At 39.8% G+C, this 11,439-nt stretch carries 10 protein-coding genes; 3 read left to right on the forward strand and 7 right to left on the reverse strand.

All coding sequences use genetic code 11. The annotated features are described in order from the left end of the window. Positions 1-458: 458 nt before the first annotated feature. From pdxT to nox, 3 genes are all read right to left on the reverse strand, one after another. Positions 459-1,040, reverse strand: coding sequence for a pyridoxal 5'-phosphate synthase glutaminase subunit PdxT (pdxT, locus tag GEZ85_RS03315; protein WP_153209438.1), 582 nt, complete (start codon positions 1,038-1,040; stop codon positions 459-461). After that, positions 1,041-1,916, reverse strand: a complete 876-nt coding sequence (pdxS, locus tag GEZ85_RS03320; RefSeq protein WP_084886814.1) for a pyridoxal 5'-phosphate synthase lyase subunit PdxS — start codon at positions 1,914-1,916, stop codon at positions 1,041-1,043. It abuts the gene before it with no gap. Positions 1,917-2,066: 150 nt separating this feature from the next. Further along, the gene (gene nox / locus GEZ85_RS03325) at positions 2,067-3,446 is read right to left on the reverse strand and encodes a H2O-forming NADH oxidase (RefSeq protein ID WP_153209436.1); all 1,380 of its coding nucleotides are present in this window, start codon (positions 3,444-3,446) and stop codon (positions 2,067-2,069) included. A 309-nt stretch (positions 3,447-3,755) separates the two neighbouring features. On the opposite strand from nox, the gene GEZ85_RS03330 reads away from it, so the two are divergent. The 3 genes from GEZ85_RS03330 to GEZ85_RS03340 are packed head-to-tail and all read left to right on the forward strand — an operon-like array spanning position 3,756 to position 6,607. Continuing rightward, on the forward strand, positions 3,756-4,679 hold the full coding sequence (locus GEZ85_RS03330) for an FAD:protein FMN transferase (protein ID WP_153209434.1): 924 nt from the start codon (positions 3,756-3,758) through the stop codon (positions 4,677-4,679). Between the two features lie 59 nt (positions 4,680-4,738). After that, positions 4,739-5,344: an NADPH-dependent FMN reductase gene (locus GEZ85_RS03335; RefSeq protein WP_000915941.1), complete on the forward strand. Its 606-nt coding sequence runs from the start codon at positions 4,739-4,741 to the stop codon at positions 5,342-5,344. 18 nt (positions 5,345-5,362) lie between these two features. Continuing rightward, entirely contained in the window at positions 5,363-6,607 is a 1,245-nt protein-coding gene (locus GEZ85_RS03340) for an NAD(P)H-dependent oxidoreductase (protein ID WP_153209432.1), read from the forward strand. Positions 6,608-6,722: 115 nt separating this feature from the next. On the opposite strand, the gene GEZ85_RS03345 is transcribed toward GEZ85_RS03340, so the two are convergent. The 4 genes from GEZ85_RS03345 to GEZ85_RS03360 all read right to left on the reverse strand — a co-directional run bounded on the left by GEZ85_RS03345 (position 6,723) and on the right by GEZ85_RS03360 (position 11,189). Beyond that, positions 6,723-6,980, reverse strand: a complete 258-nt coding sequence (locus GEZ85_RS03345; RefSeq protein ID WP_000371291.1) for a DUF896 family protein — start codon at positions 6,978-6,980, stop codon at positions 6,723-6,725. Positions 6,981-7,021: 41 nt separating this feature from the next. Beyond that, positions 7,022-9,058, reverse strand: coding sequence for a glycine--tRNA ligase subunit beta (gene glyS, locus GEZ85_RS03350; protein WP_153209430.1), 2,037 nt, complete (start codon positions 9,056-9,058; stop codon positions 7,022-7,024). A gap of 259 nt (positions 9,059-9,317) precedes the next feature. Next, positions 9,318-10,235: a glycine--tRNA ligase subunit alpha gene (gene glyQ / locus GEZ85_RS03355; protein WP_000038736.1), complete on the reverse strand. Its 918-nt coding sequence runs from the start codon at positions 10,233-10,235 to the stop codon at positions 9,318-9,320. Positions 10,236-10,427: 192 nt separating this feature from the next. Then, entirely contained in the window at positions 10,428-11,189 is a 762-nt protein-coding gene (locus GEZ85_RS03360; protein ID WP_322741437.1) for an elongation factor Tu, read from the reverse strand. Between the last annotated feature and the right edge of the window lie 250 nt (positions 11,190-11,439).

Genomic DNA, 11,439 nt, shown 5'->3' on the forward strand with positions numbered 1-11,439 from the left:
ACATAGCTTTGTTAAGTGATACAACTATTCTATATAAAATTTAAACATAAAACTTAGGTATACTTAATAAATGAGAATTTAAGTTAGCTGTAACGAAGATAGTAGCATATGTAAAACTCTAAGTAGGCTCTGTCTGCTTAGAGTTTTACAATCGAATTTCCCAAAGAGGAAGCAAGATGAAAGCCGTCATTGCTTGTTCTCATAAGATTCTCAGAATCGTTTACAAACTATAGCATATTGAGTCTAGAATAGTACACCATGACTGCTAAAACATTTCTAGAAATTAATTTGACTTTCCTAATAGATGTGTTCACATCTTATTTCAATCTACTATACTCTCCACCAATCATACTTATCAAAAAGAAAAGGCGCTAGGACTGAGGAAACAGTTCTAACGCAAAAACTAAAAAAATTTCAATTACAGTATAGCGCAGGAAGTGATTTTTTGCGCTTTTTTACTATCTTTTTTCTTTACACATATTGATAAAGTACTGGTGCAAGCGCACATCATCAGTCAATTCTGGATGAAAAGAGGTCACCAACATATTTTTTTCTTGAGCTGCAACGATTTGATTGTCCACTGTTGCTAGAATTTCTACATCTTCTCCAACACTACTGATAATTGGACCACGAATAAAGGTCATTGGAATCTGACCAACTCCCTTACATTCTGCTTCCGTATAGAAACTTCCTAATTGGCGCCCATAGGCATTGCGCTCGACCACCATATCCATAGTTCCAAGATGACACTCTTCCTGAGAAGAAATTTCTTTAGCTAAGAGAATCAAGCCTGCGCAAGTACCAAAAACGGGAAGTTCAGAAAGTATGGCTTCTCGAATGGGAATCAGCATGTTTTGGTCTCGTAAGAGCTTGCCCATGGTTGTAGACTCTCCTCCAGGTAATATCAAACCCGACAAGTCACTCTGATTTTGCTGAAAATCCTCTAAATTTCTGATTTCAACACTCTCGACACCTAATTGAGCTAGTACTTTTGCATGTTCTGCAAAGGCACCTTGCAAGGCCAATATTCCGATTTTCATCTATTTTCCTCGCTCTGCCATGAGAATTTGAATTTCATTTTCATTAATACCAACCATAGCTTCTCCTAGATCTTCAGAGATTTGAGCTAGAATTTGAGGATTACGGAAGTTAGTCACAGCCTTAACAATGGCACTGGCCCGTTTAACAGGATCGCCTGACTTAAAAATACCTGAACCGACAAAGACGCCCTCTGCCCCTAATTGCATCATCAGCGCAGCATCTGCTGGCGTTGCAACGCCTCCAGCCGCAAAGTTTACAACTGGCAATTTCCCATACTCATGGACATATTGAACCAATTCTACAGGAACTTGCAAGTCCTTGGCAGCAACATAAAGTTCGTCCTCTCGTAAGTTTTGAATGCGACGAATTTCCTGATTCATCATACGCATATGACGAACAGCTTGGACGATATCCCCTGTCCCCGGTTCTCCTTTTGTACGAATCATAGAAGCACCTTCAGCGATACGACGCAAGGCTTCACCCAAGTCCTTAGCTCCACAGACAAAAGGAACTTGGAATTCTTTCTTGTCCACATGGAAACGGTCGTCAGCTGGAGATAAAACTTCACTCTCATCGATATAGTCAATCTCAATAGCCTCTAAAATCTGAGCTTCAACAAAATGCCCGATTCTGACCTTGGCCATTACTGGAATGCTAACCGCTTCTTGAATTTCCTTAATCATCTTTGGATCGCTCATACGGGAAACACCACCAGCTGCACGAATATCAGCTGGAATCCGTTCCAAGGCCATAACAGCTGCCGCACCAGCAGCTTCTGCAATACGGGCCTGTTCAGGATTCTGAACGTCCATGATAACCCCACCTTTAAGCATTTGTGCTAAGTTTTTATTTAATTCATAACGATTTTCAGTCATTTCTTTATCCCCATCATTTGTATTGGTAGCTACCATTTCATTTTATGTCAGATTAGAATGAATCACAAGATAAAAAAACGATAATTGTATGGGTACAGATTGACTAAAAAACTATCTGACCTTAACTTAAGGCCAGATAGTTCATTCATTTTATTTTTCAGCTGTAAGGGCAGCCATTGTAATGTAGTTGTATGGTTTGTTAAAGTGTGGCAAGAAGAATAGGTCAGTCAAAGCCAATTTTTCAATTGTTACATGCTCTTGAATAGCAAGTGAGAACATGTGAATTCCCATACTAATCGCAGGGTCATGTGAAACCATTTGTGCACCAAGAATTTCACGACTATCTTTGTCAAAGACAATCTTGATGGCTACTTCATGGTTATCATGTTTCATGAATTCTGGTTTTTGAAGATCGTTAAAGCCTGTTTCAGTTGCGTTGTAACCAGCAGCTTTAGCTTTTTCAAGAGTCAAACCAGTTGAAACCATGTGAAGACCGTAGATTGAGATACCGTTTGAACCTTGAACACCGATTCCTTCCAATTCATGTCCACAAGCATTGTAAGCACCAACAATACCAGTACGAACTGCGTTTGAAGCAAGTGCGATGTAGCTTGTATCTTTACGAGCGTTGTCATAAACAGTCGCACAGTCTCCAACAGCAAATACACCAGGAAGTGAAGTTTCTTGTTTCTTGTTTACAAGGAAAGCACCGTTACGGAAGAGTTCAATCTTACCATCAGCAAGAGCAGTATTTGGACGGAAACCAACTGCAAGGATAACCATATCCACATCGAAAGTTTCTTTATCAGTAATCAAGCGTTCAACTTTACCGTCACCCTCAATTGCTTTAACAGTTTGACCAAGCGCCAAGCGGATGTTGTGGTCTTCCAAGTTCTTCGCCATCATTTGTGTGAAGTCTTTGTCATAGTAACCGTTCAAGACAGTATCAACGATATCAACAAGGACAACTTCTTTTCCAAGACGTTCAAAGGCTTCAGCGAGTTCAACACCGATGTAACCACCACCAACAACGGCGATACGGTCGAGGTGTTGGCTCTTATCAGCAAGTTTATTGATAACTTCTTCAGCATTTTGGTACAATTTCACAAATTGTACGTTTTCAAGAGTTGCTTTAAATTCGCGGTTTCCTTTAACAATTTCAACACCTTCGATTGGTGGCAAGATTGGTGTAGAACCGGTAGCAAAAATCAATTTCTCGTATGATTCTTTGTGCTCTTTCCCTTCAACTTCTGCTGTAACTACTTTGTTATCATAGTCGATTGAAAGAACTGGTGAGTTCATGTAAACCTTAGCGCCTTTAGCTTCCAATTTTTCTTTATCAGAATAGAACAAGCCTTCAGCACCGTCAATTTGTTCACCAATCCAAAGGGCCATTCCACATCCTAGGAAAGAGATGTTGGAGTTTTGGTCAAATACAACGATTTTGTTCTCATTGCCAAAATTATCCAACATAGTATTAATACATGCTGTACCAGCGTGGTTAGCACCAACTACAACGATTTTACTCATAGAAAAGTTCCTACCTTCAATTTTAAATTTACTCTTCTAGTATAACATTTACTGTTAGCGTTTACAAGAGTTTAGCTAATTTTCCCGATTTTTTTTGTAAAAAAATGTAAATAATCTGTATTTTATCAGCCTTTCTTACAATTACTCTTTATTTTCTGAGCATATTTCTTGACAAGTTTACAAATTTCATTTGTGAAAACGCTGACTTTATGGTATGCTAGTATCATGGAAAGAAAATGTAAGGGGTTAGATTTAATATAAATTTACTATATTTCAGCCTTCTTTTCATAAGAGAAAGGAGTTGGTAGCTTGCCTCTTAGTTCACATTCCGAACGGCTAATGGGGACTACTATCACTATTTCATTAGTAGATGAGCGAGCCGATAGCTTGCTCCAAAAATCCTTTGATTTGCTCAAAGAGCTGGAATACCGCTTCAATGCCAATAGTCAAGAATCGGAGTTGATGGAAATCAATCATCAAGCTGGAATAGACCCCGTCAAGGTTCATCCAGACCTGTTTGAACTGATTTCACTTGGGTTAGAGCATAGCCTAGCGCCCTCTAGCCATCTCAATATCAGCATTGGTCCCTTAATTCAAACCTGGCGTATCGGTTTTTCAGACGCCAAAGTTGCCCAACCTCAAGAAATTGAATCGGTGCTACCTTTAATCAATCCTCATTATATCGAGTTAGATTCTTCCACTTCCACTGTGTTTTTAAAACAAAAAGGAATGAAGATCGATCTTGGTTGTTTAGCCAAGGGTTATAGTGCGGATAAAGTTGCCCAATTTCTTAGAGAAGAGGGAGTGACATCTGCCTTGATCAATCTGGGAGGGAATATCCTGACTATTGGAAAAAATCAGGCAAGAGGAAATCAGCCTTGGCAAATCGGGATTCAAGACCCAGCCAATCCGAGGGGAAATCACTTAATGACCATTCCCGTTGTCAATAAATCTGTCGTCACTTCAGGCATTTATGAACGTCACCTGACTGTCGATGAAAAAGATTACCATCATATTTTTGACAGTCAAACAGGATATCCTGTTGAAACGGAACTAGCAAGTCTAACTATCATCTCTGATAAATCTGTTGATGGAGAAATCTGGACAACTCGACTCTTTGGAGAAAGACCTGCTTCTATCCTCTGGCAAGTCGAAAGTTTGGAGGGCATCGAAGCTATCCTCATCGATAAGGAAGGTCACCTAAGCTGTTCTTCAGGAATTCCTACTCTATAGAAATAGATGTTTCAATGGAGTTTTAAAATCGTATTATGTAAAAAGAGAAAGGAAATCTCATGTTAAAACTTATTGCTATTGTTGGAACAAATTCAAAACGTTCTACAAACCGTCAATTGCTTCAATACATGCAAAAACACTTTGCTGACAAAGCTGAAATTGAACTTGTTGAAATCAAGGATATCCCTGTCTTTAACAAGCCAGCTGACAAGCAAGTACCTGCTGAAATTTTAGAAATTGCTGCTAAAATTGAAGAGGCAGATGGCGTTATTATCGGTACTCCTGAGTATGACCACTCTATCCCAGCTGTTTTGATGAGCGCTCTTGCTTGGTTGTCATACGGTATTTACCCACTTTTGAACAAACCAATCATGATTACTGGTGCTTCTTACGGTACACTTGGTTCATCACGTGCTCAAATGCAACTTCGCCAAATCTTGAATGCTCCAGAAATTAAAGCAAGTGTCCTTCCAGATGAATTCTTGCTTTCACATTCTCTTCAAGCCTTCAACCCAAGTGGAGATTTAGTAGATCTTGATGTTATCAAAAAACTGGATGCTACTTTTGACGACTTCCGTATCTTTGTAAAAATCACTGAAAAATTGCGCAATGCACAAGAATTACTGCGCAAAGATGCTGAAGACTTTGACTGGGAAAATTTGTAAGATAGGAGACCAAAAAGAATGAAATTTGTTGGACTTGTAGGATCAAACTACGATCAATCATATAACCGTAAACTCTTGGAATTTATCCGTCGTCACTTCAAACTTAAATTTGAATTAGAAGTTCTTGAAATTGACGAAGTTCCAATGTTTAACCAAGACGAAAAATGGGACGAAAGTTTCCAATTACGTTATTTATATAACAAAATTACGCGTGCTGATGGTGTTATCATTGCTACTCCTGAGCATAACCACACAATCTCAGCTTCTCTTAAATCAGTTCTTGAATGGCTTTCATACGAAGTTCATCCATTTGAAAACAAGCCAGTCATGATTGTGGGTGCTTCTTACTACGACCAAGGTACTTCTCGTGCCCAAGTTCACCTTCGTAAGATTCTTGATGCCCCAGGTGTCAATGCCTACACACTTCCAGGAAATGAATTCCTTCTCGGTAAAGCTAAAGAAGCTTTTGATGTTAATGGAAATATCACAAATGAAGGAACTGTTAATTTCCTTGAAACATGCTTGGACAACTTTGTAAAATATGTGGGAGTCGTTTCAAAATTGAAAAAACCAAAACCAATTGCACCAGAAGATTTATATTGTACAAATTCAATTGCAACTACAATTCAAGGTGTTGATCCAGACGATCCTGAATGGGTAGAAAAAGCAGCTGAACTTGTTGGAGCTGTTTCTGGTGATACTTACGTTAAATTAGACCACGGTATCTTGACAGTTAACCAAATTGACATGTTCTTGAAGGCAATGCCATTTGAATTAACATTTGCAGATGATAATAATCAATTCTTGTACTTTAATAACGCACACCAAGACCCAGATACAATGTTTGGTAAACGTGTCCGTGCTCAATCAGGAAATAGATTAGGAACAGTACACGGTACATTGCCAGATTCTAGAATGAAAAACGTTGAATGGGTTGTCGGCGTATTGCGTAATGGGGACCAAGAATATGTCCGTACAATTGTACCAGGAACACCAGAAGGCGTTATTAATACCCATAATTACCAAGCAATGTATTACCCAGATGGTTCATATGCTGGAATCAATGAGATTATCTTTAATTTCCAACCATGGCTTGACTGGTACCTCAATACGACTGGTCAACGTCTAGTCGGTGGAAATGCTGCAGCTCCTGCTGGCGGACATGGTCACGGTGATGCAGATGCTACATCTGGAGCTTCTGATGCAGGTGAGGCTGGAGGCCACGGTGGTGGTGCAGACGCTACATCTGGAGCAAGCAACTAATAGTAGTTTTAGGAACCAAATTGGTTCCTTTTTTAACCAAAAAAGACTAGCAGTTTGTATCTGCTAGTCTTTTGATTATGATTTCACCAATCTTTGTTAAAAGAAAGAATAGTGCTTATGAATTTGGATCATCAAGACTTCTGCCATGTAACCCTTTTTCACGTTGGACTTGACGTAGTTTCTCTGGTGTAACATCGTTTCCTTCTTCGTCCACAATTTTGATTCCTTCAATGTGGTGACGAACAGAGCGACGATAGCCTTCGATATACTCCTCACGAAGTTTAGCTTGTTCCACTTTTTCAGCAGAAGTTAAGCCTTCTGTTTTTTTCTTTTTGGCAAGCTCGTTGATACGAGCGATTTTTTTCGGATCCATTTCTTCTCCTTTGTGATAAGATACAGTCCGTTTGACTGAGTTTATTTAGTATTGATTTGGTTAAAACGAGCGAGCTTAGCTGCTTTCTTGGTTAGTTGTGACAAGATTGCCAAACGATTTTGACGGACTGCTTCATTTTCAGACATAACCATGGTATTCTCAAAGAATGCATCAATGACTGGGCTAAGAGCAAAGAGTTGTTTCAATGGCTGACTGGCAGTCCCTGACAAAACAAGTGATTCTACTGCTTCTGCCAAGGCTTTCTCTTGGTCATTCTCAAAGAGAGCTGAATCAACTGTAGCAACTCCTTCTGCCTTCTCAGCCAAGTTAAAGGCACGAGAAAGTGATTCAACAGATGGTTTGAAGTCTTCTTCCTTGCTTGCTTCTACGAGAGCACTTGCCGCTTCCAACATATCCGCCACAACAAAGTTCGAACTTGCAAGTACTGCTTCCTTAATATCTTTTGGAGTAGAGCCCATCATCTTATCAACACGAGCCTTGATAAAGTCCATAACCTCTGTCTTATTTTCATAAGTCAAGCTGTCAAATTTCAAAGCATAAAGGCTATCAATCAACTCATCCATAGCAATGTGCCAACCAAAGGCATCCAAGATACGAACCACACCTTGGGTCGCGCGACGAAGGGCATAAGGGTCATTAGACCCTGATGGAATCAAACCTACTGAGAAGAAGCTCAAAATCGTATCCAATTTGTCTGCAATGGCAAGCACTGCGCCGACCTTGCTCTCTGGAAGTTCTCCTTCAGCTGATGTAGGCATGTAGTGTTCACGAATAGCAGCTGCCACTGCTGGAGTTTCACCAGCAAGAAGGGCATATTTCTCTCCCATAATTCCTTGGAGCTCGTCAAATTCACCAACCATACCTGTCAACAAGTCAAACTTGTAAATAGCTGCTGCACGGGCTAGATCAATCGTTTCATCCGCTGACAATCCTGCTTTTTCTGCCAAGAGAATAGCAATCTGACCAGTACGAATCATGTGTTCACGAAGGGAACCAATTTTCTCATGGAAAGTCACATTGTTTAATTTTTCAACAAGATCTGAAATGACCAATTTTTGGTCTTCACGCCAGAAGAATTCACCGTCTTCCAAGCGGGCTACCAAGACTTTTTCATTTCCTTTAATGACATTTTCCAAATGCTCTGCATTTCCGTTACGGACAGAAATAAAGTTTGGCAATAGTTTACCATCTTGATCACGAACAACAAAGTAACGTTGGTGTTCTTTCATTGAAGTCACCAAAACTTCTTCTGGAACTTCAAGGTATTTGGCATCAAAACTTCCCATAAAGGCAGTTGGGTATTCAACCAAGTTCAAGACTTCATTAAGCAAGTCAGCATCAATCTCGATGCGTACACTATGCTCAGCTTCGATTGCTTTGATTTGGTCAACAATCATTTGCTCTCGTTCACGTGGATCTGCTATTACAAATTGTGCACGAAGATCTTCTTCATAGCTCAATGCTGACTGAATTTTGGTTTCTTTCCCCAAGAAACGATGACCACGGCTCACACGACCTCCCTTGATATCAAGGAAATCCAAATCAAACTCTTGCTCATCCAAGAGAACAATTAAGGTGTGAACAGGGCGGATGTATTCAAAACTATTTCCAGCCCAGTGCATGCTGACAGGGAAAGTCAGTGACTTCAAGACATCCACAACACCTGGAACAATGGCTTCAACTGCTTGACCAATTTCTTCCTTAGTGACATAGACATATTCTTCACCCTTGATTTCACGGAATTCAATATCTTCAACAGTCAATCCTTTTCCACGGACAAATCCTTGAGCTGCTTTGGTGAAGTTTCCATCACTATCCAAGGCAATTTTCTTTGCTGGCCCCTTGAAATCTTCTGTCAAATCAGACTGTTTGTCTGCAAGACCAGTTACACGAACAGCCAAACGACGTGGTGTTGAGAAGGTCTGAATAGCTTCAAAAGACAGGCGGTTTTCCTTGAGGAAGACTGCCATTTTTTCGCCTAGTTGTTTTTCACTTGGTGTGACAACATAGGCTGGTAATTCTTCAAGACCGAGTTCTACTAATAAGTTTTTTGTCATGTTTTTTCCTTTACATTTTCTTCAATCTTTTTTGATATGCACCTTAGGTACTGGGGACGTCGCTAACTAACTTTGTGAGTCTGTATGGAAATCTAATACTAAATTGATCAAGATTTCCAACAGTCTCATCAAAGTGGATTTAGCTGACTAATTTTTGAACCTAAGGTTTCAAAAATCCCCACATAACAGTACGGCGGTGCATATCCCTCTAGCAAGTCTTCGACTTGCCTCTAACGATTTTAGAGCACAATATTACTCACTATTCTGCGTCTTCTGCTAAGAGTTTAGCTCTTGTTTCTTCATCCAAAAGTGGGTAGCCTAGGCGTTTGCGTTCTGCGACAAAGGTTTTGGCTACGACACGGGCCAAGTTACGGATACGAGCGATATAGCCTGCGCGCTCTGTTACAGATACGGCACCACGCGCATCAAGCAGGTTAAAGGTATGTGAACATTTGAGAACATAGTCATAGGCAGGGTGAACCAAACCTTCTTCCAAGGCACGACCAGCTTCTTTTTCAAACTTATCAAAGTTTTCCAGCAACATTTCTTGATCTGAAATTTCAAATGAATATTTTGAGTGCTCATACTCAGGCTGGATAAAGATTTCTCCATATTTTACACCATCAGCCCACTCGATATCATAGACAGAGTCTACTTCTTGAATGTAAGAAGCCAAACGCTCCAAACCATAAGTTACCTCAGCGGTAACAGGGCCAGTTGCTAATCCACCAACCTGTTGGAAATAAGTGAACTGAGTAATTTCCATCCCATCAAGCCAAACTTCCCATCCAAGACCAGCTGAACCAGTAGATGGATTTTCCCAGTTGTCCTCAACAAAACGAATATCGTGTTCCAAAGGATTGATACCCAATTTTTCCAAAGACTCAAGGTAAAGTTCTTGGATATTTGACGGAGAAGGCTTCATGACCACCTGGAATTGATGGTGTTGGTAAAGACGGTTAGGGTTTTCCCCGTAACGACCGTCAGCAGGACGACGTGATGGCTCTACATAAGCCGCATTCCATGGCTCAGGTCCAATAGCGCGAAGGAAAGTGTAAGGACTCATTGTCCCCGCACCTTTTTCATTATCATAAGCCTGCATAAGCATACAACCTTGATCATTCCAAAATTGTTGCAAAGTAAGGATGATTTCCTGGAAAGTCAATTTTTTAGACATTGTTTACTCCTTTTTCTATAAATTACTTGCGACACGAGTCTGCCTAGTCGATTAGACGAAGCAAGACGAGTTAGTACTGTGTCTAGTTCAGGCACTCTAGTGCTGAGCGTGGGACAGTCCGACTGTAAGGAGGCCTCTGCCACTGACGCAGTGAAATGTTAATTTCTTTGACATTTTTTTCTCCTTTAGTTTTTATATTTCTTTTTCAATTAATTTCTGCTGAACAAACCAATTTAACAAGGGGAGAGTTTTATCTGTATTTGCCCATAAATGATAAGAATCGAAGACCGCTTGTACACTACCTAGATTTTCTACCAACTTATCTATTGTCAAAAAACTACGCCAGTATTCGTAAAAAATACTTGCATAGTTCTTATCATAAGTCGAAGAACCAAAATCATTCAATGAATGCCAACCATACTTCTTCTGAAAAAGTTCTACTAGAGATTGATTACAAATTTTTTCCGCTTGAAATTCCTCTTCTGTCAAGAAATACTTGCGACTAATATATTCAACCATCCCCTCTTCGAACCAGATATAAGAGTCGTAACCATCAAAATCATCTAAAAAATGCTCCGACCAATGAGCTAACTCATGTCCTACAATCTGTAAGAGGAAATTTTCAGATAAAGAATGATAGTGACTTTCTATTGCTTGAGTTTGCTGAGAACACTCGTAGTCCATCAACTGATACAAATACAACTCTTTCCAAACAGCTAAATCAGGCGTCATAACCATTCGTCTATTATTTGTATAGGCTGGAACAGCACTTTCCCTAATAATCTGTGTAGCAGCATTAAAACTTGACCAAATAACAGCTTGCGGTAAATCACAGACTGCAAGTTCATTCTTTAAAAAAGATTGATAATCTTTCAACTTTTCTGTATTTCTTACTACAAAATCACAAAATGCAGCTAGTTGACTATCGTCTTTTACAAGATAAAAGTTTTCCACGTCTCTCCTTTCTTTCACACAATAGACTGAATAAGCAAAAGAACCGCATCCGACAATCCTAGGTTAATTTAACCTAGGGGCGTCAGAAACGCGGTTCCACCCTAATTTATTACTTCATTGTTTTTGAAAATACTACAGAAAGTGCCAGTTCATTATTTTGCCCTACTTGGCTCCCACTATCCCAAGCTCGCTTGAAGAACGCCATAAGACTTTCTTTCCTGCTGACTATTATATCAGAATTGTAACATAC

Source organism: Streptococcus mitis (assembly GCF_009496205.1).
Taxonomy (GTDB): domain Bacteria; phylum Bacillota; class Bacilli; order Lactobacillales; family Streptococcaceae; genus Streptococcus; species Streptococcus mitis_BN.

Excerpts from the sequence above, each read along its gene's own strand:
- pdxT (WP_153209438.1), bottom strand. The coding sequence starts at position 1,040 with ATGAAAATCGGAATATTGGCCTTGCAAGGTGCCTTTGCAGAACATGCA.
- pdxS (WP_084886814.1), bottom strand. The coding sequence starts at position 1,916 with ATGACTGAAAATCGTTATGAATTAAATAAAAACTTAGCACAAATGCTT.
- nox (WP_153209436.1), bottom strand. The coding sequence starts at position 3,446 with ATGAGTAAAATCGTTGTAGTTGGTGCTAACCACGCTGGTACAGCATGT.
- GEZ85_RS03335 (WP_000915941.1), top strand. The coding sequence starts at position 4,739 with ATGTTAAAACTTATTGCTATTGTTGGAACAAATTCAAAACGTTCTACA.
- GEZ85_RS03340 (WP_153209432.1), top strand. The coding sequence starts at position 5,363 with ATGAAATTTGTTGGACTTGTAGGATCAAACTACGATCAATCATATAAC.
- GEZ85_RS03345 (WP_000371291.1), bottom strand. The coding sequence starts at position 6,980 with ATGGATCCGAAAAAAATCGCTCGTATCAACGAGCTTGCCAAAAAGAAA.
- glyS (WP_153209430.1), bottom strand. The coding sequence starts at position 9,058 with ATGACAAAAAACTTATTAGTAGAACTCGGTCTTGAAGAATTACCAGCC.
- glyQ (WP_000038736.1), bottom strand. The coding sequence starts at position 10,235 with ATGTCTAAAAAATTGACTTTCCAGGAAATCATCCTTACTTTGCAACAA.